The sequence below is a fragment of the Streptomyces laculatispora genome (assembly GCF_017353455.1).
In the GTDB taxonomy this organism is placed as follows: Bacteria; Actinomycetota; Actinomycetes; order Streptomycetales; family Streptomycetaceae; genus Streptomyces; species Streptomyces laculatispora.
On the sequence record NZ_JAFMPZ010000068.1, the window covers coordinates 1 to 21,172 of the forward strand.

Sequence of the window (21,172 nt, forward strand, 5' to 3'; positions counted from 1 at the left end):
CCCGGCCGGTGAGGACGCCGGCGCGGGCGCCACGGGCGGCGCCGTCCCGGCCGGGGCCTTCGGCATCTGCGGCGCGGCCTGCACGGCCTGCTGCGGCGCTGTCGGCTGCTGTGCCCGCTCCAGGAAGCGGAGCAGCTCCACCGGGAACGGCAGCACCAGTGTGGAGTTCTTCTCCGCGGCCACCGCCACCACGGTCTGGAGCAGCCTCAGCTGCAGTGCCGCGGGCTGGGAGGACATCTCCGCGGCCGCCTGGGACAGCTTCTTCGACGCCTGCAGCTCCGCGTCCGCGTTGATGACCCGGGCGCGCCTCTCACGGTCCGCCTCGGCCTGACGCGCCATGGAGCGTTTCATCGTCTCCGGCAGCGAGACGTCCTTGATCTCCACCCGGTCGATCTGTACGCCCCAGCCGACCGCGGGGCTGTCGATCATCAGCTCCAGGCCCTCGTTCAGCTTCTCCCGGTTGGACAGCAGATCGTCCAGGTCGCTCTTGCCGATGATCGAACGCAACGACGTCTGCGCCATCTGCGAGACGGCGAACCGGTAGTCCTCCACCTCGACGACCGCGCTCGCGGCGTCGACCACCTTGAAGTAGATGACCGCGTCCACCCGCACCGTGACGTTGTCCCGGGTGATCCCGTCCTGGGCCGGCACCGGCATCGTCACTATCTGCATGTTGACCTTGCGCAGCCGTTCCGCGCCGGGGAGCACCATGGTGAATCCGGGCCCTCGGATGTCGTTCCGGAGCCGGCCGAACCTGAGCACCACACCCCGCTCGTACTGCTTGACGACCCGGGCGGCGGCCGCTGTGTACGCGAGACCCGCCAGAACCACCACAACCAAAGCGATCAAGAGCTCCTGGACCATGACGGCCCCCTGCCAGCCGAAGACGTCGGAACACTCACTTCGCGCCACATAAGGCGCTATTACCACGGTATGCCCTGTTTGGGCATCGGTCGAACTTCTGTCCGTACCTTCCGTGCACCCGTAGCCCGCCCGGCCGTCTCCCGGATGCCGGGCCGCCGGAGAGCGGGCAAGGTGACCAGCGTCAGCACGTACCCCCGTGGCGTACGGGGACGGCGTGACGGAGTGCGTACGGATGAGCCGGACGAGACAGACGAGGACCTGCCCATGCCCGTGATCGACAACCGACGCCGCCGTCTCGGCACCGCAGCCGCAACGGCCCTCCTGACCCTCACCGTCGCGGGCTGTTCGGGCCTCGGCCGGACCGCTGTCGGTCCGGTCACCTACACGACCGAGCGGGAGGCCGTGATCATGGTGAACAGCCCCTCGGTCCGGGGCTGCCACCCGCTCGCCCCCGCGGGTGCCAAGGAAGTGGCCAACGGGACCCTGATCGACATCATCCTGTACCGCACACGCGACTGCACCGGACCCGGTACGACCTACCTCGCCACCACGCTCACCGACGTGCGAGCGCCCAGCTCGCTGCCCTGGCGCAGCTTCAGCACGGTCCACTGAGCCCGTCCGCCGACCGGCCGCTGATCCGGCAGGTACCGCACCGGGTGCGGGACCTGCCGCGCCGGGTGAACGGACCCGCCCGCGCCGCTACCCGGGCACGGCCCGCACCCAGACGCCGTCATCCGTGAGATAGCGGTCCACGCCCAGACCGGCCGCCGCCAGATACCCCTCGAACTGTTCCTTCGACAGGGGCCGCGACAGGAACGTCTGCGACCAGCGGGCATCGTCGAACTCGTACTCGGCGCGCACCGAGCGCACCCCGTCACCAACCGGCCGCGAGGAGACGATCCGCAGCGTGTACCCGGCCGGTTCGACGCGCTCCCTCGGGAGTCCGGTGTGGTAGTCCGGACCCTCGCGCTGGATGAGCACCACCCCGCCGTCGCGCACGTACCTCCGGCAGGTCCGCAGCAGTCCGTCCCGTACCCGGTGCTCGCCCGAGTGCACCAGGAACGACGCCAGCATCACCACGTCGAACGTCTCGTCACCGAGCTCCAGGGCCTCGATGGGGCTCCGCACCGTACGCGCGCCGCGCACCTTCTCCAGCATCTGCGCCGACTCGTCCACCGCGGTGACGTCGAAACCGTGGCGGATCAGCGGATGCGTCACCCGGCCCGCCCCACAGCCCAGTTCGAGGATCCTCGACCCGGCGGGCACGGCCCCGGCGATCACATCCGGCTCGTTGCCGACGGACAGCCGGGTGTACAACTCCACGGCGCAGCCGTCCGGGGTGATCGCGCCGGGACCGGTCCCTGAATAGCCCTCACGTACCAGTTGTCCGCTCATACATCGCCGAACGAACCGTCGCCGGGGGCCGTTCCCGTCCAGAACCGTGACCAGGGGCCGCTCGGCCTCCCTGAACAGCCCCACCGACACCGAGCAGCAGCGGCCGTACCGAGCCGGCTGCGCGCCGAGCTGCTGACCGGCTGGCCCGCGCCCTCAGCTCACCTCAGCACCCCGGGTAGCGGCCGGACGGCCACTGGACCGCGTGCTCGAACTCCAGGGACAGGTCATCGGCCACCTCGGCGATCACCGCCCGCCCTTCCGTGAGCACCAGCCAGGACGGCGGAAGGTGCACGTCGCCGTGGTGGGCGCCGAGCAGGTTGCCGCAGACGGCGCCGGTGGAGTCGCTGTCGCCCGAGTGGTTGACCGAGAGCAGCAGGGCCTCGTCCACCTGAGCGGCACGCGGCAGAACCAGTGCGCAGTACACGGCGATGGCGAGCGCCTCCTCGGCCACCCAGCCCGCGCCGAGCGACTCCACCTTCTCCGCGCTCGGGGCGCCCTGGGCGGCCAGCTCGAAGGCCGCCCGGAGCGCGGCGGTCGTCTCCTCGTGCCCGGGGTGGCGGGCCAGCAGCTCCATGGCCCGCAGTACGGAACCGGGCAGCGAGTCGCCGTCCAGGAGATGGGAGACGATCGCCGCGAGCGCGCCGGCCGCGTAGGCGCCGGTGGGGTGACCGTGGGTGATCTGTGCACAGCGGGCGGCCAGCCCGAAGCTCGCACCCGCGTTCTGGCCGGTCAGGCCGAAGGGGGCGGAGCGCATCACCGTGCCGCAGCCCTTGGAGCCGGTGTTGACCGGGCCGGGCTCGCCGAGCGGGGCCATCGGGTCGGGAGTGTGCCCCGCCGTGAGCCCGGTCAGGCAGGCGTTGCCGGGGGCGCGGCGCGCGTACAGCCAGGGCTGCTGCCTGAGCCAGCCGGTGCGGACGAGGTCGTCCCCTTCGCGGCCGGGCGGCGCGGGGTGGTTCTGGGTGTCCAGCCAGCGCAGATAGGCGTGCCTGATGACCGCGGTCTCGGCGCCGCCGATTCCCCTGAGCATGGCCCGGGAGTGGGCCCTGATCAGCCCCTCGGCCGTGAAGAGCGTCATCTGGGTGTCGTCCGTGACGCGCCCGGCCACCCCGTCCTCGTCGGCCGTGAGACCGCGTACGCCCTGCTCTCCGTGTGCCCGCCGGATACCCGCGAGCGACAGGAACTCCACCGGATTGCCCAGCGCGTCCCCGATCGCCCCGCCCAGCAGACACCCTCGGACCCGGGCCCTTCGGACGGAGTCGTTCCCCCATGCCGTACCGCTCATCGCCGGCACCCCACCCTCTCTCGTCGGTCCGCCGCATTCCGCCGTCGCGGGTCCATGCTGGTAGGAGAGGCGATCGCCATGCGTACCGGTAGTGAACCGACGACTGCACTCAGTGCTCTGCGAATGCGGCTCTGGCTGAGTCTATGGGGCCTGGCCTGGGCCGTCTTCGGCCTGACGGCATTCACCCTGACCGGCCGCCCGGGGTGGGCGGCCGTATGCGGTGTGCTGCTCGTGCTGGTGCTGGTGGATCTGGCCGTGGTCGTTCACCGCATCCACCAGGGCCCGCGCTTCCAGCCGGGCCGCACCGTCCCGCCGCACGAAGCGGAGCACGGGAGACGGCGGCGGTACGGGCACTGACCACGCTCCCCGGCGGCGGGCGGGCCGGTACGCGGCGACCGGCCTCAGCCCTCCGCGTCGAAGCGGGCGGCCCTCAGGTACTCCGGGTTGGGGTCGAGCGCCGCCGCGAGCCTGAAGTGACGGGTTGCCCGTTCCGGATGGCCGGCCCGCTCGAACGTCCGGGCCAGCGCGAAGTGCGCGAACGCGTTGTCCGGTTCCCGCTCCAGGACCAGTTCGAATTCGAGCTCGGCGGGGCGCAGTTGGGCGGCCGCGAAGAAGGCGCGGGCACGCAGCAGCCGGGCGGCGGTGTTCTCGGGGTGGGAGGCGATCACCGAGTCGAGCAGCTTCACGGCACCCCGGGGATCGCGCGCGGCCAGCAGCTGTTCGGCCGCGCGGAAGTCTATGACGTGGGTTTCCGGGTTCCTCTCGGGCACAGTCGCATCCTTCCCTCGGGCACCTCGGTGTGAACGTCGCTCCAGGGTCCGGTATTCCGGTCCGGGTCCGCCCGCCGCACCAGCTCCGGGGTCAGCCCGCCGCGGCCCTCCGCACCAGCTGCGACCAGACCTCGCGGACCTGCGGCTCCAGGGCCTCGACCGGTCCGTCGTTGTCGATGACCAGGTCGGCGACGGCGAGCCGCTGCTCACGGGTGGCCTGCGCGGCCATCCGGGCACGGGCGTCCGACTCCGTCATCCCGCGCAGTCGCACGAGGCGCTCCAGCTGGGTCCCTGGGGCGGCGTCGACGACGACGACCAGGTCGTACAGGGGGGCGAGGCCGTTCTCGGTGAGGAGGGGGACGTCGTGGACGACCACGGAGTCGGGGCCCGCGGCCCGTTCCAGCTCGGCGGAGCGGGCACCGACCAGCGGGTGGACGATCGCGTTGAGGGCGGCGAGCCGTTCGGCGTCGGAGAAGACGATCGAGCCGAGCTTCGGCCGGTCCAGAGTGCCCTCCGGGGTCAGGATCCCGGTGCCGAACGCCTCGACGAGAGCGGTGAGCCCGGGGGTGCCGGGTTCGACGACCTCGCGCGCGATCCGGTCGGCGTCGATGAGGACGGCTCCGTGGCCGACGAGCAGCCGTGACACTTCGCTCTTGCCGGCGCCGATTCCACCGGTCAGGCCCACTTTCAGCATGGGCGGCAGCCTAAGGGATGTCCCGTCATCCCTGGCGGGCGCCCTTGGTGCCGGGTCTGCGGCCGGACCGGCCGCCCTGCGTCGCCGTTCCGGAGCGGCGGATGGACGCAGGGCGGTCGTGGTGCCGACGGTCAGCTGTCGCCTTCCCGTTCGGCCAGGAACCGCTCGAATTCGAGGCCGATCTCGTCGGCGGACGGCAGGTCGAGCGGCTCGGCGACCAGGTTGCCCCGGGTCTCGGAGCCCGCCACCGCGTCGTACTGGTGCTCAAGGCCCTCGACCAGCGAGACGAGTTCCTCGTCGCCCTGCCCGATCTGGCGGTCGATCTCCGTCTGGGTGCGGTGCGCCTCGGTGCGCAGCGCGTGGGCGATGGCCGGCAGGACCAGTCCGGTCGCCGCCGTGATCGACTCCAGCGCGGTGAGCGCGGCGTCCGGGTAGGCGGAGCGGGCGACGTAGTGCGGCACATGGGCGGCGACACCGAGTACGTCGTGTCCGGCCTCCATCAGCCGGTACTCGACGAGCGCCTCGGCGGAGCCGGGCACCTGCGCCTCGTCGAACGGGCTGCGGTGGCCGGGCATGAGGTCGGTGCGGTTGCCGTGCGGGGTGACGCCGACGGGGCGGGTGTGCGGGACGCCCATCGGAATGCCGTGGAAGTTGACCGCCAGGCGCACCCCGAGCCGCTCGACGATCTGCTCGACGGCGGCGGCGAACCTCTCCCACTCCACGTCCGGCTCCGGCCCGGACAGCAGCAGGAACGGGGCTCCCGTGGCGTCCTGGACCACCCGGACGTCCAGCGTCGGGGTCTCGTACGCCGTCCAGCGGTCGCGCCGGAAGGTCAGCAGGGGGCGCCGTGCGCGGTAGTCGACGAGGCGGTCGTGGTCGAAGCGGGCCACCACCTGGTGGGGCAGCGATTCGAGCAGACCGTCGACGATCTGCTCACCGGTCTCCCCCGCGTCGATGTACCCCTCGAAGTGGTAGAGCATGACCAGGCCGGCCGACTCCTGGGCAAGCGCCATGTCGACGACAGCCAGGCCCTTCGGGTCCCATTCGTACAAACTCTGCGGATCAGCCACGGTTACCGCTCCTCCTTGTGTTCCTGAAGAAGAACGTCCCGAGGGGCACGGGCATTCCCTGCCGCACCCCTTCACGGGGTGTTTACCCACGTACCCGCGAGTGCAGTGCGGTGGCCCCCTTCCGTATCGGCCTTCCGTATCGGCCTTCCGCGCCGGGCCCCATGCCCGCCCTCCTCATACCCGCTTCCCCTTCGTGGAGCCAGGCGTTGGCGTGCAGGTCGACGAACGCCTCGACGGGAGCGCCGAGTTCACGACGGAAGTCGAGGGTGACCACTGCGGAATCCCGCCGGGTCCACTGCGGAATCCGGCCGGGTCCGCAGTCCGCCGACCCGCGAGGCCGCGTTACGGGCCGTCAGTTACGCGCGCATGGGGCGTGATTCCCTCCGCCCGCACCGTCCGCCACTCCGCCCCGGCAATGGTCCAGACCTTGACACGGCGTCACTCCGTCCCTACGTTCACGGGCAGCAAGTTCAGAACCTCGCCCCACGTTCACGTACGAGAACCCTGAACCTGAATCCTTCGACGGGAAGGCACCCCCATGCGCACCCGCACACTGCTCCCCGCCCTGCTGTCCACCGCCCTCGCCACCGGCGGCCTGGTCCTCGCCTCGGCCGGCGGCGCCGGTGCCGCGACGGTCATCGAGGTGAGCACCGCGGCCCAGCTCAAGTCGGCCCTCACCGCGGCCGGTCCCGGTGACACGATCCATCTCGCGAACGGCACGTACACCGGCAACTTCAAGGCGACGGCCCCCGGCACCGCCTCCGCGCGCATCACCCTGACCGGCTCCGCCGGGGCGGTCCTCACGGCCGGCGGCGGCTACGGACTGCACCTCAACGGCGCCTCGTACTGGACCGTGAAGGGCATCACCGTCTCCGGCGGCCAGAAGGGCATCATGGCCGACGGCGCCAAAGGCGTCGTCATCGACTCGGTGACCGTGCACGACCTCGACATGGAGGGCGTCCACTTCCGCAAGTCCAGCAGCGACGGCGTCATCAGGAACTCGCGGATCTACGACACCGGGCACGACGGCCGCGGCATGGGCGAGGGCGTCTACGTCGGCACGGCGGGCGATCTCTCCGACAACAGCGACCGGGTCCAGATCCTGGACAACACGATCGGTCCGGATGTCGGCGGCGAGAACGTCGACATCAAGGAGGGCACCACGGGTGCACGGATCGTCGGCAACACCTTCGACGGCAGCGGGCTGACCGGGGCCAACTACGACGACTCCTGGGTCGACGTGAAGGGCAACGGCGTGCTGGTCGAGGGCAACCACGGCTCCCGTACGACCAACAACGGCTACGAGACGCACACCCAGCAGAGCGGCTGGGGCTGCGGGACCGTCTTCCGCGACAACACCTCGGACCTGTCCGGCTCGACGGGCGACAAACAGCTCGCGTTCAACGTCACCAACTACAGCACGAGCTGTGCCACCACGGTCCGCGGCAGCAACACGGTGACCGGGGGCAAGGGCCTGACCAACATCGCCGTCACCCCGTAGCGGCCATCGCGGACATGAGTGAGGCCCGCCCCCCGAAGGGAGCGGGCCTCACTTTCATCTACTGCAGCCGATGACCGGCCGGAGGGTCAGAGCGTCAGCTCTGGCCGCCCGCCAGCTTCTCGCGCAGGGCAGCCAGGGCCTCGTCCGACGCCAGGGCGCCGGAGTTGTCCGCGGACTCCGAGGAGTACGAACCGCCACCGCCGCCACCGCCGCCGCTCGAGGCAGCCGGAGCGCTGCCGGCCGGGGCAGCAGCGCCCTCGGCAGCAGCGGCCTCGTCGGCCTCGCGGGACTTGATGACCTGGGCCTGGTGCTGCTCGAAGCGCGTCTGCGCCTCGGCGTACTGGGTCTCCCAGACCTCGCGCTGAGCCTCGAAGCCCTCGAGCCAGTCGTTGGTCTCGGGGTCGAAGCCCTCGGGGTAGATGTAGTTGCCCTGGTCGTCGTACGACGCGGCCATGCCGTACAGCGTCGGGTCGAACTCGACCGAGGCCGGGTCGCCACCGAAGGACTCGTTGGCCTGCTTCAGCGAGAGGCTGATGCGACGACGCTCGAGGTCGATGTCGATGACCTTGACGAAGATCTCGTCGTTGACCTGGACGACCTGCTCCGGGATCTCCACGTGGCGCTCGGCCAGCTCGGAGATGTGGACCAGGCCCTCGATGCCCTCGTCGACGCGCACGAACGCACCGAACGGAACGAGCTTGGTGACCTTACCGGGAACAACCTGCCCGATCTGGTGCGTCCGGGCGAACTGCTGCCACGGGTCTTCCTGCGTCGCCTTGAGCGACAGGGAGACGCGCTCGCGGTCCATGTCCACGTCGAGAACCTCGACGGTGACTTCCTGGCCGACCTCGACAACCTCGGAGGGGTGGTCGATGTGCTTCCAGGACAGCTCGGAGACGTGCACGAGACCGTCGACGCCACCCAGGTCCACGAAGGCACCGAAGTTGACGATCGAGGAGACGACGCCGGAGCGGACCTGACCCTTCTGGAGGGTCGTGAGGAACGTCTGGCGAACCTCGGACTGGGTCTGCTCGAGCCAGGCACGGCGGGACAGGACCACGTTGTTGCGGTTCTTGTCCAGCTCGATGATCTTGGCCTCGAGCTCCTTGCCCACGTACGGCTGGAGGTCGCGGACGCGGCGCATCTCGACGAGCGACGCCGGCAGGAAGCCCCGGAGGCCGATGTCGAGGATGAGACCACCCTTGACGACCTCGATGACGGTACCGGTGACGATGCCGTCTTCTTCCTTGATCTTCTCGATGGTGCCCCAGGCACGCTCGTACTGAGCGCGCTTCTTCGAGAGGATCAGGCGGCCTTCCTTGTCCTCCTTCTGGAGAACCAGGGCCTCGATCTCGTCGCCGACCTTGACGACCTCGTTCGGGTCGACGTCGTGCTTGATCGAGAGCTCGCGGCTCGGGATGACACCTTCGGTCTTGTAACCGATGTCGAGGAGAACCTCGTCGCGGTCAACCTTGACGATGACACCGTCAACGATGTCGCCGTCGTTGAAGTACTTGATCGTCTCGTCGATCGCCGCGAGGAACGCGTCCGCGTCGCCGATGTCGTTGACCGCAACCTGCGGAGTGGTGGCGGTGGTCTCGGTGCTGCTCGTCATGTGGGAAAGGGCTCCGGTACGGACAGTGAGTCGTAGGTACTGCTACGCCGTGAGCCCGTATCGCCTCTGCAGAAGCCGGACAGCCCGGGAAGCGCCGAATCCCGCGAGCGGGAGGCGCCTCGTGAACCGAGGGGACATACAACAGATGCGAGCGCGGCCTGCTAGGTCTGAGGCGCGCAGGCTCGCAGCGCAACTTGTAGCATACGGGCGCAGCAGGGCACGGTCAATGCGCGAAGGCGCACACCAGGGGCGGAACACCCCATACCCGGCACAACTCGTGTTCACCGAGGCCACATCGGCCCCGGTGAATTCCCGGACACACGGGTTCCATATTCACAGATCCCCCTTGGTACGTACCGCGTACGACGGGGTGAAGGCAAACTACAGCGACGGACACGATGAGCCAAGAGATCCACCAGGCCGAGCCCGAGGCGACACGCCGCGGCGCGGACGAGGCCGAGAGCAGCCGGGCCAGCCGAGGCTGGTGGGACCGCAACGCGGACGAGTACCAGAGCGACCACGGCGGCTTCCTCGGCGACGACCGGTTCGTCTGGGGCCCGGAGGGGCTCGACGAGGCGGAGGCCGGACTGCTCGGCCCCGCACCGGCGCTCAAGGGCCTGGACGTCCTGGAGATCGGCGCGGGCGCGGCGCAGTGCTCCCGCTGGCTGGCCGCCCAGGGCGCCCGCCCGGTCGCCCTGGACCTCTCGCACCGCCAGCTCCAGCACGCCCTGCGGATCGGCGACGGCATCCCCCTGGTCCAGGCCGACGCCGGGGTGCTGCCCTTCCGCGACGGCAGCTTCGACCTGGCCTGCTCCGCCTACGGCGCGGTGCCGTTCGTGGCCGACCCGGCCCAGGTGTTCCGCGAGGTGCACCGGGTGCTGCGCCCCGGCGGCCGCTGGATCTTCTCCGTCACGCATCCGGTCCGCTGGGCCTTCCCGGACGAACCGGGGCCCGAGGGCCTGTCCGTCGCCGCTTCCTACTTCGACCGCACCCCCTACGTCGAGCAGGACGAGAACGGCGACGCGGTGTACGTCGAGCACCACCGGACGCTCGGTGACCGGGTGCGGGACGTGGTGGCGGGCGGATTCCGCCTGGTCGACCTGGTGGAACCGGAGTGGCCCGCCTGGAACAGCCAGGAGTGGGGCGGCTGGTCGCCGCTGCGCGGCAACCTGATCCCCGGAACCGCGATCTTCGTCTGCGCGCGGGACTGATGCGTGCGGGGCTGAACACCGTCCGGTGAAGGGGCCGGTCCCCGGGGGTACGAGACTGGGGGCGTGATCCGCACCGACGCCCTGGACCAGCTGCCCGTCCGCACCGCCGTGCCCGCACTGCGGCGGGCCCTCGACGACCGCGGTGTCGCCGTGCTGTGCGCGCCCCCCGGCACCGGCAAGACCACCCTCGTCCCCCTGGTCCTGGCCGGGCTGACCGGCGACGGACCGGTGCGCCGGGTCGTGGTCGCCGAACCCCGGCGGATCGCGGCCCGTGCGGCGGCGCGGCGGATGGCCTGGCTGCTCGGTGAGCGGGCCGGCGAGCGGGTCGGGTTCACCGTGCGCGGGGAACGGGTGGTGGGGCCGGACACCGTGGTGGAGGTGGTCACCACCGGGGTGCTGCTGCAGCGGCTCCAGCGCGACCAGGAGCTGTCCGGAATCGATGCCGTGATCATCGACGAGTGCCATGAGCGCCATCTGGACGCGGACACGGTGGCCGCGTTCCTCCTCGACGTACGGGCGGCGATCCGGCCCGATCTGCGCCTGGTCGCCGCGTCGGCGACGACGGACGCGCAGGGCTGGGCCCGGCTGCTCGGCGACGCCCCCGTGGTCGAGGCGCAGGGCGTCTCGTACCCGGTGGAGGTGGTCTGGGCGCCACCGGTCCGGCCGGTGAAGCCGCCGCACGGGATGAGGGTCGATCCGGCGCTGCTGGCCCATGTCGCCTCGGTGGTGCGGCGGGCGCTGGCCGAGCGGGACGGCGACGTGCTGTGCTTCCTGCCCGGGGTCGGCGAGATCGGCCGGGTGGCGGGGCAGCTGTCCGGCGTCGCGGCCGAGGTGCTGCAGGTGCACGGGCGGGCCCCGGCGGCGGTGCAGGACGCGGTGCTGGCCGGTTCGGCCGAAGGGCGGCGGGTGGTGCTGGCGACCTCGGTGGCGGAGTCGTCGCTGACCGTGCCGGGGGTGCGGACCGTCGTCGACTCGGGGCTGGCCAGGGAGCCGCGCACCGATCACGCCCGCGGTCTGAGCGCGCTGACGACGGTACGGGCCTCGCAGGCGTCGGGCCGCCAGCGCGCGGGCCGGGCCGGCCGCGAGGCGCCCGGGGCGGTCTACCGCTGCTGGGAGCAGGCCGAGGACGGGCGGCTCGCGCGGTTCCCCTCCCCGGAGATCAAGGTGGCCGACCTGGCGGCGTTCGCGCTCCAGGCGGCCTGCTGGGGCGATCCGCGGGCAACCGGACTCGCGCTGCTCGACGCGCCCCCGGCCGGTGCGATGGGCGCGGCCCACGAGGTGCTCACCGCGGTCGGCGCGGTGGGCCCGGACGGGCGGGTGACCGAGCGGGGTGTCCGGATGTCGCGGCTGGGGCTGCATCCGCGGCTGGCCAGGGCGCTGCTGGACGGGGCGGCCTCGGTCGGCGGACGCCGGGCCGCGGAGGTGGTGGCGCTGCTGAGCGAGGAACCGCCCCGGGAGTACGGGGACGACCTGGCGGCCGCGTTGCGCACCGCGCGCCAGGGCAAGGACTCCTACGCGGCCCGCTGGCGCCAGGAGGTACGGCGGCTGTCCTCCTCGTCCAAGGGCGCCGACGGCGGCGGCGGATCCGGCCCGGACGATGCCGCCGTCGGCCTGGTGGCGGCCCTGGCCTTCCCGGAGCGGGTGGCGCGGGCCCGGGGCGAGGGGACGTTCCTGATGGCGTCCGGCACGGGCGCGGAGCTGCGGGACGGCTCACGGCTGCGCAGTGCGGCGTGGCTCGCGGTCGCGGTCGCGGACCGTCCGGCCCAGTCGGCGTCCGCGCGGGTCCGGCTCGCCGCGGTGATCGACGAGGACACGGCGCGGCTGGCCGCCGGGCACCTGCGGTTCGCGGGCGAGGAGGTCCGCTGGGACGGCCGCGACGTGGTGGCCCGCCGGGTGGAACGCCTCGGCGCCATCGAGCTGTCGGCGCGCGCGCTGAAGCAGCCGGAACCCGCCCTGGTCCGCGAGGCCCTGGTGGAGGGCCTGCGGCGGGAGGGTCTCGGCCTGCTGCGCTGGACCCGGGACAGCGGAGCGCTGCGGGAGCGGCTGGCCTTCCTGCACCGGGAGCTGGGCGCGCCCTGGCCGGATGTGTCGGACGAGGCGCTGCTGAACCGTACCGAGGAGTGGCTGGAGCCCGAGCTGTCGCGGGCCCGGCGCCGCTCCGCGCTCGCCGGGATCGACGCCGGGCAGGCGCTGCGCCGGCTCCTGCCGTGGGCGACCGGCGAGGCGGCCCGGCTGGACGAGCTGGCTCCGGAGCGGATCGAGGTGCCGAGCGGTTCGCGGATCAGGGTGGAGTACGGCGGGGCGCAGCCCGTGCTCGCGGTGAAGCTCCAGGAACTGTTCGGGCTCCAGGAGACCCCGCGGGTGGCCGGGGTACCGGTCCTGGTCCATCTGCTCTCCCCCGCCGGCCGCCCGGCCGCGGTGACAGCCGATCTCGCGTCGTTCTGGCGGGAGGGCTACAAGGCGGTGCGCGCGGAGCTCCGCGGCCGCTATCCGAAGCACCCGTGGCCCGAGGACCCGACGACGGTGGAGGCGACCCGGTTCACCAAGGCCCGGCTCAAGCGGGAGTAGGTTCCGGGTCGGGGACGGGATCCGGTGCGATGTGCGGCCTCGGTGTGCCCGGCCGCCGGGAGCGCGCCTCCAGCCAGAGCGCGAGGGCCAGGAGCGCGGCGCCGAGGAAGAGGAAGCCCCAGGGCAGGTACGAGGTCAGCAGCAGGACCAGCAGGCGCTGGGACTTGACCTGGTCGACGATCGAGGCGATGTAGTCCTCGCGCATCTTCACGTCCCCGGCGAACACGGTGACGGTGTCCTCGGGCATGCCCATCGCCTTCGCGTTCCGCATCTCCTCCTTGTGGATCTCCTCGCCGTTGACCGGCGCCCCGGTGACGGGGTCGACCCAGAACATCCGCTTGGTGGTGTACCAGCGGGTCATTCCGGTCTTGGCGATCTGCTGCGGGGTGATGCCCTTGATGGGCATCGTCTTCGGCATGGGGACCTTGGTCCACGGGACGGTCTGCTCGAAGTAGTAGACCTTCAGACCGCGGAAGGTCTGGGTGCCCTTGTAGTGGATGGGCGAGCTGGTGCGGGTCTGGGCGTCGAAGTACTCGTAGTCGCGCTTCTCGGTGAGGAAGGGCCACTTGTACTCGATGCCCTCGCGGCTGACCCGGTCGCCGTCGACCATTTCGCCGGTGGCGTGGACCGGGGCCTGGCTGTGCGCGTCGAAGATGTAGCGCTCGGGGATCTTGGAGACCATCTTGCCGTCGGGACCCTGGACGTAGGAGAGGGCGTCCCAGACGACGACGTCGCGGCCGGCGCTGCGTTCGATCTTCTCGGACTCCTCCACATTGCCCTTGAGGGTCTGCACGATGGTGATCTTGTCGACCTTCTTGGCCGTGAGGGTGCTGTAGTCGAGCAAAGTCGCGGGCTTCGCCTCCAGCACCGTCTCCTGGTACTGGTTCGGCGGGATCTTCGCCAGCCGCGGGAAGGCGTACCAGCGCAGCAGCGGCGACAGTGCGGCGAAGAAGACGGCGAAGGCCAGGAGTACGAGGCTGGCTCGGCGGCGCATGGGGTGTCCTCCCTCTGCATTCCGTGGTGCGGACGGCGTTGTGCGGTGTGACGGCGCTATGCGGTGCGGACGGCGTTGCGCGGTGCGGACGGCTAGTTCTTGGGGCCCGGGACCGTGGTCAGCAGGGGTTTGGGCGAGGTCTCGCCGGGTGGTGCGCCCACCGCGCTGATGGTGAGCACGAGGGCGAGAGCGGCGGCCAGTCCGATGGCGGCGGCGACGAGGGCACGCATGCTCGGCCTCCCGGGAGCGCGTAGCTGATGGGTCGTCAGGGCTGGGGCACCGTAGCAACCGGGGCGCGAGATGAGAACACGTAGAACAGCCCCTCCGCCAGGTCTCGGCGAAGGGGCTGTTCCGGGTGACGGTTCGGTCAGGCCGCGGCCTCGACCGTGAGCTCGATGATGACGGTGGCGCCGCCCTCGGCGGTGAGGCGCAGCTTGTACGTGCCCGCCGTGTCGCCGGCGTGGATCTTCGGGAGGACGAGCTTGCCGTCGGCGTCGGTGCTCAGGTCCGTGAGGGAACGGACCTGCTTGCCGTCCTTCTCCTCGAAGTACGGGCCCTTGTCGTTCTCGACCGGCTTCTCGTCGTCGGTGATCATGGTGGCGGTGACGGCGACGCCGTGGGCGACCGCCTTCTTGTACGTGGCCGCGACCTCGATGTCGGCGAAGGTGGCGCCGGGCGCGGCGGTCAGCTTCTCGGTGTCGGTCCTGGCGATCGCGTCGGCCTGCCGGGCGGTGACCGTCGCGGGGTAGCTGACTGCGGGCAGCGAGGTGCCGGTGGCCGTCGCGCGCACGGCGAACTCACCCGCCTTCTCGCCCGCCTTCAGCACCGGTGCGGTGACCGTGCCGTCGGCGCCGGTGGCGAGGATGACGGTGCGCTTCCCGCCGGCGAACGCCGCGTCCGTGTCCCCGGTGATGGCGAAGGTCACGGACACCTTGGCGAGCGGACCGCCGAAGCCGTTCCGCGCCCGCACCTTGATCCGCTCGGCGAAGGCGTCGCCCGCCGTGGCGGTCAGCGGGCCGGTGCCCGCGTTCTTCAGCCCGGCCAGGGTCTGGGACGGTGTGGGGTCGGGAGTGGGCGGCGGGTACGACGGCTTGCCGGCCGGACCGCCCGGGTCCGTCGGGGTGGGGCTCGGCTTCGAAGGAGGCTTCGGCGTCGTCGAACCGTGCGGCGAGGGCGAGGGCGACGGTGACGGTGACTTCGTGGTGTCGGGGCGGCCGGACCGCGGGGTGTCCGTACCGGTGCCGAGGCCGGCCGGCAGGACGCCGCTGCCGTCCGGGACCTCATGAGTGCCGCGCTTGTAGTAGTCGAACCAGGAGCGGACGGTACGCAGATACTCGTCCGAGTGGTTGTAGCTCAGGACCGCCCGGTCCAGGTCCGCGGCGAGCGACAGGTCGCGGGAGCCGGCGCAGAGGTAGCGTCCGGCGGCGAGCGCCGCGTCGTAGATGTTGTTGGGGTCCTTGCGGCCGTCGCCGTTGCCGTCCTGGCCCCAGGTCTCCCAGGTGGACGGGATGAACTGCATCGGGCCGACCGCGCGGTCGTGCGTCGAGTCGCCGTCGTAGGCGCCGTTGTCGGTGTCCTTGATCAGGGCGAACCCCTGGCCGTTGAGGGCCGGGCCGAGGATCGGGGACAGCGTGGTGCCCTGCGCGTCGACGCGGCCGCCGCGGGCCTGGCCGGACTCGACCTTGCCGATCGCGGCGAGGAGCTGCCACGGCAGCCGGCAGGCGGCGTCCGTGCCCGCGACGGTCTGCTGGGTCTTCTTGTACGCCGCCAGGATCGAGGCCGGTATGCCCGATTCAGCACTGCCCGTCACCGGCAGATCGACTGAGGCACCGGGCTTGTCGGGCGTGTTCAGCGGCGGCAGGTCCGTGAAGTAGGGCGAGTTGCCGGAGGCCGCGTTGTCGTCCGAGGGCGTCGCACCCGCGGCCGGCTGGTCGTCCTCGGACGCGACCAGGGGCGAACCGGGGGCCTGCGAGGCGGAGAGTGCCGCGACAGCGGCGGCGGCCACAGCAGTGGTGGTCGCCCCTCTGCGCAGTCGGCGACCGAATTGCACTGCCATAACGTGTGGGCCCTCCCCGTCGTCGGCTGTCCGCGCTCCCCTGCGCCTGGACTCAGGCGACCCTACGGCAACTTGTGCCGCCCGAACACAGCGGCCTTACCGCTTCTCACCGGTTTCTCACGTTCCGGATCACCAGGTGTACAGGGGGCGGCGCTTCCGTGACGGCGGCTCACACATACTTCCACCATGCCGTTCACCCTCAGCCATGCCGCAGCCGTCCTGCCGGGGCTCCACCGCGACGGAACGGGGCGCGGGCCGCTCGTCGCCTCGGCCCTCGTCGCCGGTTCGTTCGCCCCCGACATCACGTACTACGCGGACACCGCCATTCCGGGCGCGATGGAGTTCGGGCAGGTGACTCACGCGGTGTGGGGCGTGTTCACGGTGGATGTCCTCATCACCGCGGCGACCGTCGCGCTGTGGCTGCTGCTGCGCGAACCGCTGGTGGCGCTGCTGCCGCACAACCGTCAGGGGCGGGTGTACGCACTGGTGCGGGGAGCCCGCCGTGCACCGGGGCGGGGACCGCGGGGTGTCCGGGACGGTGCGTGGTTCGTGGCGTCGGCGGTCATCGGGGCCGGTACGCATGTCGTCTGGGACGCGTTCACTCACCACGGCCGGTGGGGGGTGCGGCTGGTGCCGGTGCTCGGCCGGAACGCGGGCGGGTACCCGGTGTTCCAGCTGGTGCAGTACGGCACTTCGGCCCTGGCGCTGACCGTGCTCACCTGGTTCACCGTGTCCGCGCTGCGGCGCACCGGCGAACAGCCGGCGCCGGCCTCCGTACCCGTGCTCGACCGCCGGGCCCGGTGGTACGCGGGCGGCGCCATCGGCCTGTGCGTGCTGCTGGGCATCGTGCACCGGTGCGCGCGCTGGTACGCGTACTTCGGGCACCTCGACACACCGCTCGACATCATCCCGACCGCGTGCTTCGGCGCGGGCGCCGGACTGGCGGTGGGACTGGTGCTGTACGGGGTGTGGATGCGGCTCCCGGGCCGCGGCGGCACCGGCGCACCGTCGCTCCCCGTCGCTGGACGGGCCCGGAAGACGAGCCCGTCCGACGACTGAGGGCGGGACGCCCCCGAAGCCCTGTCCGTCAGTGCGCGGCGGACTCCCAGTCCCTGCCCACGCCGACCGACACGTCCAGCGGCGCGCGCAGCCGCACCGCCGTCGACATCTCGTGGCGCAGGATGCGCTCCACCTGCTCGCGCTCACCCGCGGCGATCTCCAGCACGATTTCGTCGTGCACCTGGAGCAGCATCCGCGACTCCAGCTTCGCCTCGGTGAGCGCCCGGTCGACGTGGAGCATCGCGACCTTGACGATGTCCGCGGCCGTGCCCTGGATCGGTGCGTTGAGCGCCATCCGCTCGGCCGTCTCCCGGCGCTGGCGGTTGTCGCTGTTCAGGTCCGGCAGGTAGCGGCGGCGGCCGAAGACCGTCTCCGTGTAGCCGGTGGCACGGGCCTCCTCCACCACCCGGTGCAGATAGTCGCGGACCCCGCCGAACCGCTCGAAGTAGGTGTCCATCAGACCGCGGGCCTCGCCCGCCTCGATGTTCAGCTGCTGGGAGAGGCCGAACGCGGAGAGACCGTACGCCAGCCCGTAGCTCATGGCCTTGATCTTGCGCCGCATCTCCGGGTCGACCGCCGGCTTCTCGACGCCGAAGACCTGCGAGGCGACCGTGGTGTGCAGGTCCTCGCCGGAGGTGAAGGCCTCGATCAGGCCCGCGTCCTCGGAGAGGTGGGCCATCACCCGCAGTTCGATCTGGCTGTAGTCCGCCGTCATCAGCGACTCGAAGCCCTCACCGACGACGAAGCCGCGACGGATCGCCCGGCCCTCGTCCGTACGGACGGGGATGTTCTGCAGATTGGGATCGGTCGAGGAGAGCCGGCCCGTCGCCGCCACCGTCTGGTTGAACGTGGTGTGGATGCGGCCGTCCGCCGCGATCGTCTTGACCAGGCCCTCGACCGTCACCCGGAGCTTCGCCTGCTCGCGGTGGCGCAGCATGATGACGGGCAGCTCGTGCTCGGTCTGTGCGGCCAGCCACGCCAGGGCGTCGGCATCCGTGGTGAAACCGGTCTTCGTCTTCTTCGTCTTCGGCAGGCCCAGCTCGCCGAAGAGCACTTCCTGGAGCTGCTTGGGCGAGCCGAGGTTGAACTCCCGGCCCACCGCGGCGTGCGCCTCCTTCACCGCCTGCTGCACCGCGCCCGCGAACTGCTGCTCCATGCCCTCCAGATGGGCCCGGTCGGCCGCGATGCCGTGCCGTTCCAGGCGGGCGAGCAGGATGGACGTCGGCAGCTCCATGTCGTGGAGCAGCTCGGCGGCACCGACCTCCTTCAGCCGCGTCGTGAACGCGTCCCCGAGATCCAGCACCGCACGGGCCTGCGTCATCAGGGCGTCGGCCTCCGCCTGGTCGTCCGCGCCGAAGGCCAGCTGCCCGTCGGAGGCGGCCGCCGGGGCCAGCTCCCGCCCCAGGTACTCCACCGCGAGGGCGTCCAGTGCGAAGGAACGCCGGCCGGGCTTGACCAGGTAGGCGGCGAGCGCGGTGTCCATCGAGACGCCTCCGATCCGCCAGCCGTGCTCCGGGAAGACCCGCATGGCGCTCTTCGCGTTGTGCATGACCTTCGGCCGCCCGGCATCCGCGATCCAGGCCGCGAACGCCTGCTCGTCGGCCTCGTCGAGCTGCGAGGGGTCGAACCAGGCGGCGGCCCCGCCGGCCGCGGCGAGCGCGATCTCGGTGACCGTGCCGCTGCCGAACGCCCAGGTGTCGACCGTGGCGACGCCGAGCGGCTGCCCGCCGTGCTCGGCCAGCCACGGGGCGACCTGGCCCGCGCCCAGCACCGAGCCGTCCAGCTCGATGCCCGCGGCGGGTGCCGGTGCCTCGTCCTCGGCGGCGCCGGGGTCCACCGCCAGCAGCCGCTCGCGCAGGCTCGGGTTGCGGATCTCCAGCACATCGAGCACACCGGTGACCGCGGTGCGGTCGTAGGGGGCGCGCTCCAGGTCGGCCGGGGTCCTCGGCAGCGCCACGTCACGGACCATCTCGGTCAGCCGCCGGTTCAGCCGCACCGCGTCCAGGTGGTCGCGGAAATTCTGCCCGGCCTTGCCCTTGACCTCCTCGGCCCGCGCCACCAGCTCGTCGAACGAACCGAACTGGTTGATCCACTTCGCGGCCGTCTTCTCGCCGACCCCGGGAATGCCGGGAAGGTTGTCCGACGGGTCACCGCGCAGCGCCGCGAAGTCCGGGTACTGCTGCGGGGTGAGCCCGTACTTCTCCTCGACCTTCGCCGGGGTGAAGCGCGTCAGCTCCGAGACACCCTTGGTCGGGTACAGCACGGTGACGTTGTCCGTGATCAGCTGGAACGAGTCCCGGTCACCGGTGACGATCAGCACCTCGAACCCGGCCGCCTCGGCCTGGGTCGCCAGCGTGGCGATGACATCGTCCGCCTCGAAGCCGTCGACCGCGAACCGGTCGGCGTGCATCGCGTCGAGCAGCTCCCCGATCAGCTCGACCTGCCCCTTGAACTCGTCCGGCGTCTTCGACCGGTTCGCCTTGTACTCGGGGAACTCCTCCGAGCGCCAGGTCTTGCGGGACACGTCGAACGCCACCGCGAAATGCGTCGGCGCCTCGTCACGCAACGTGTTCGCCAGCATCGACGCGAAGCCGTACACCGCGTTCGTCGGCTGCCCCGCCCCGGTCGTGAAATTCTCCGCAGGCAGCGCAAAGAACGCCCGGTACGCCAGGGAGTGCCCGTCCATCAGGAGCAGGCGCGGTCGGTTGTCTGCCGTCTTCTTCGATGCCGTCTCAGCCACGCCCCCGATCCTGCCATGTACCACTGACATTCCGGACCGGCGACGGCCCCGCGACCACTCCCGGGCCGCCCGCCCCCGCCGCGTGCCAGGATCAAAGGACAAGGAAACACGCACAGCGGACCCCGCACGGTCCGCAGCCGGCTCAAAGGGGAACACGATGGCCACCAAGCCGCCCGCAGGTGACCCGGTCCAGGACGCACCGGAGGTAGAACCGGCCCAGCGCGCCGCCGCCGGGCTGCCCGCCGTCGCCCACAGCCTGCGCATCGCCCAGCGGCAGATGGGGGTGCGCCGCACCGCGCAGACCCTCCTCAAGGTCAACCAGAAGAACGGCTTCGACTGCCCCGGCTGCGCCTGGCCCGAGGGCGACAAGCGGCACACGGCCGAATTCTGCGAGAACGGCGCCAAGGCCGTCGCCGAGGAGGCGACACTGCGCCGCGTCACCCCGGACTTCTTCGCCGCCCACCCGGTCGCCGATCTCGCCACCCGCAGCGGCTACTGGCTCGGCCAGCAGGGACGCATCACGCAACCTGTGTATCTGCCCGACGGGGCCGACCGGTACCAGGCCGTGACCTGGGAGCGCGCCTTCGCCATCATCGCCGAGGAGCTCGGCGCGCTCGGCTCCCCCGACGAGGCCCTCTTCTACACCTCCGGGCGCACCAGCAACGAGGCCGCGTTCCTGCTCCAGCTGTTCGCCCGCGAATTCGGCACCAACAACCTGCCCGACTGCTCCAACATGTGCCACGAGTCCTCCGGCTCGGCACTGACGGAGACCATCGGCATCGGCAAGGGCTCCGTCTCCCTGGAGGACCTGCACCGCGCCGACCTGATCATCGTCGCCGGACAGAACCCCGGCACCAACCACCCCCGGATGCTCTCCGCCCTGGAGAAGGCCAAGTCCGCCGGCGCGAAGATCATTTCGGTGAACCCGCTGCCCGAAGCCGGACTCGAACGGTTCAAGAACCCCCAGACCCCCCTCGGCATGATCAAGGGCGCGGCCCTCACCGACCTCTTCCTCCAGATCCGCATCGGCGGCGACCAGGCCCTCTTCCGGCTCCTCAACAAGCTGATCCTGCAGACCGAGGGCGCCGTCGACGAAACCTTCGTCGCCGAACACACCCACGGCTACGAGGCGTTCGCGGCAGCGGCCGCCGAAGCGGACTGGGACGAGACCCTCGCCGCCACCGGCCTCGACCGCGCCGCCATCGAACAGGCCCTCGCGATGGTCCTCGCCTCGAAGCGCACCATCGTGTGCTGGGCCATGGGCCTCACCCAGCACAAGCACTCCGTGCCGACCATCCGCGAAGTCGTCAACTTCCTCCTGCTGCGCGGCAACATCGGCCGGACCGGCGCCGG

18 protein-coding genes are annotated in these 21,172 nt (G+C 71.4%); 7 read left to right on the forward strand and 11 right to left on the reverse strand.

Annotated elements, in window-relative coordinates; all coding sequences use genetic code 11:
* On the reverse strand, positions 1 to 864 hold an 864-nt coding region (locus tag J1C73_RS03300; protein ID WP_242643652.1), incomplete at its 3' end, for a slipin family protein.
* A gap of 264 nt (positions 865 to 1,128) precedes the next feature.
* On the opposite strand from J1C73_RS03300, the gene J1C73_RS03305 reads away from it, so the two are divergent.
* A complete protein-coding gene (locus J1C73_RS03305) occupies positions 1,129 to 1,476 on the forward strand; it encodes a hypothetical protein (RefSeq protein WP_207315005.1) in 348 nt (115 codons plus the stop codon).
* Between the two features lie 87 nt (positions 1,477 to 1,563).
* Here the strand turns inward: J1C73_RS03305 and J1C73_RS03310 are convergent, their stop codons facing one another.
* Positions 1,564 to 2,259, reverse strand: coding sequence for a class I SAM-dependent methyltransferase (locus tag J1C73_RS03310; RefSeq protein ID WP_207315006.1), 696 nt, complete (start codon positions 2,257 to 2,259; stop codon positions 1,564 to 1,566).
* 163 nt (positions 2,260 to 2,422) lie between these two features.
* The gene (locus tag J1C73_RS03315) at positions 2,423 to 3,541 is read right to left on the reverse strand and encodes an ADP-ribosylglycohydrolase family protein (RefSeq protein ID WP_207315007.1); all 1,119 of its coding nucleotides are present in this window, start codon (positions 3,539 to 3,541) and stop codon (positions 2,423 to 2,425) included.
* 78 nt (positions 3,542 to 3,619) lie between these two features.
* On the opposite strand from J1C73_RS03315, the gene J1C73_RS03320 reads away from it, so the two are divergent.
* On the forward strand, positions 3,620 to 3,898 hold the full coding sequence (locus J1C73_RS03320; protein ID WP_207315008.1) for a DUF6343 family protein: 279 nt from the start codon (positions 3,620 to 3,622) through the stop codon (positions 3,896 to 3,898).
* A gap of 44 nt (positions 3,899 to 3,942) precedes the next feature.
* Here the strand turns inward: J1C73_RS03320 and J1C73_RS03325 are convergent, their stop codons facing one another.
* The 3 genes from J1C73_RS03325 to J1C73_RS03335 all read right to left on the reverse strand — a co-directional run bounded on the left by J1C73_RS03325 (position 3,943) and on the right by J1C73_RS03335 (position 6,075).
* Positions 3,943 to 4,311 carry a tetratricopeptide repeat protein gene (locus J1C73_RS03325; RefSeq protein ID WP_123469365.1) on the reverse strand — a complete coding sequence of 123 codons (369 nt, stop codon included), beginning with the start codon at positions 4,309 to 4,311 and terminating at the stop codon, positions 3,943 to 3,945.
* 91 nt (positions 4,312 to 4,402) lie between these two features.
* Entirely contained in the window at positions 4,403 to 5,005 is a 603-nt protein-coding gene (gene coaE / locus J1C73_RS03330; protein ID WP_207315009.1) for a dephospho-CoA kinase, read from the reverse strand.
* Positions 5,006 to 5,136: 131 nt separating this feature from the next.
* Positions 5,137 to 6,075, reverse strand: a complete 939-nt coding sequence (locus J1C73_RS03335) for a PAC2 family protein (protein WP_207315010.1) — start codon at positions 6,073 to 6,075, stop codon at positions 5,137 to 5,139.
* A 538-nt stretch (positions 6,076 to 6,613) separates the two neighbouring features.
* Between J1C73_RS03335 and J1C73_RS03340 the strand changes: the two genes are divergently transcribed.
* Positions 6,614 to 7,576: a right-handed parallel beta-helix repeat-containing protein gene (locus J1C73_RS03340; RefSeq protein ID WP_207315011.1), complete on the forward strand. Its 963-nt coding sequence runs from the start codon at positions 6,614 to 6,616 to the stop codon at positions 7,574 to 7,576.
* A 94-nt stretch (positions 7,577 to 7,670) separates the two neighbouring features.
* Here the strand turns inward: J1C73_RS03340 and rpsA are convergent, their stop codons facing one another.
* Positions 7,671 to 9,191: a 30S ribosomal protein S1 gene (rpsA, locus tag J1C73_RS03345; protein WP_123469373.1), complete on the reverse strand. Its 1,521-nt coding sequence runs from the start codon at positions 9,189 to 9,191 to the stop codon at positions 7,671 to 7,673.
* A gap of 398 nt (positions 9,192 to 9,589) precedes the next feature.
* Between rpsA and J1C73_RS03350 the strand changes: the two genes are divergently transcribed.
* Positions 9,590 to 10,402, forward strand: coding sequence for a class I SAM-dependent methyltransferase (locus J1C73_RS03350; RefSeq protein ID WP_207315012.1), 813 nt, complete (start codon positions 9,590 to 9,592; stop codon positions 10,400 to 10,402).
* A gap of 63 nt (positions 10,403 to 10,465) precedes the next feature.
* Positions 10,466 to 12,970 carry an ATP-dependent helicase HrpB gene (gene hrpB, locus J1C73_RS03355; RefSeq protein WP_207315013.1) on the forward strand — a complete coding sequence of 835 codons (2,505 nt, stop codon included), beginning with the start codon at positions 10,466 to 10,468 and terminating at the stop codon, positions 12,968 to 12,970.
* Here hrpB and pgfA read toward each other — a convergent pair.
* The 3 genes from pgfA to J1C73_RS03370 form a co-directional block, all read right to left on the reverse strand.
* The gene (gene pgfA / locus J1C73_RS03360) at positions 12,957 to 13,964 is read right to left on the reverse strand and encodes a cell envelope lipid trafficking protein PgfA (RefSeq protein ID WP_207315014.1); all 1,008 of its coding nucleotides are present in this window, start codon (positions 13,962 to 13,964) and stop codon (positions 12,957 to 12,959) included. The two genes, hrpB and pgfA, sit on opposite strands and share 14 nt — an antisense overlap.
* A gap of 92 nt (positions 13,965 to 14,056) precedes the next feature.
* Positions 14,057 to 14,194 carry an SPW_0924 family protein gene (locus J1C73_RS03365; RefSeq protein WP_123469382.1) on the reverse strand — a complete coding sequence of 46 codons (138 nt, stop codon included), beginning with the start codon at positions 14,192 to 14,194 and terminating at the stop codon, positions 14,057 to 14,059.
* A gap of 137 nt (positions 14,195 to 14,331) precedes the next feature.
* Positions 14,332 to 16,020: a lytic transglycosylase domain-containing protein gene (locus J1C73_RS03370; protein WP_207315015.1), complete on the reverse strand. Its 1,689-nt coding sequence runs from the start codon at positions 16,018 to 16,020 to the stop codon at positions 14,332 to 14,334.
* A gap of 186 nt (positions 16,021 to 16,206) precedes the next feature.
* On the opposite strand from J1C73_RS03370, the gene J1C73_RS03375 reads away from it, so the two are divergent.
* Complete coding sequence (locus J1C73_RS03375) at positions 16,207 to 17,079, forward strand: DUF4184 family protein (protein WP_207315016.1); 873 nt, start codon at positions 16,207 to 16,209, stop codon at positions 17,077 to 17,079.
* 28 nt (positions 17,080 to 17,107) lie between these two features.
* Here the strand turns inward: J1C73_RS03375 and polA are convergent, their stop codons facing one another.
* Positions 17,108 to 19,819 carry a DNA polymerase I gene (gene polA / locus J1C73_RS03380; protein ID WP_123469388.1) on the reverse strand — a complete coding sequence of 904 codons (2,712 nt, stop codon included), beginning with the start codon at positions 19,817 to 19,819 and terminating at the stop codon, positions 17,108 to 17,110.
* A 157-nt stretch (positions 19,820 to 19,976) separates the two neighbouring features.
* On the opposite strand from polA, the gene J1C73_RS03385 reads away from it, so the two are divergent.
* On the forward strand, positions 19,977 to 21,172 hold a 1,196-nt coding region (locus tag J1C73_RS03385; RefSeq protein WP_207315017.1), incomplete at its 3' end, for a molybdopterin-dependent oxidoreductase.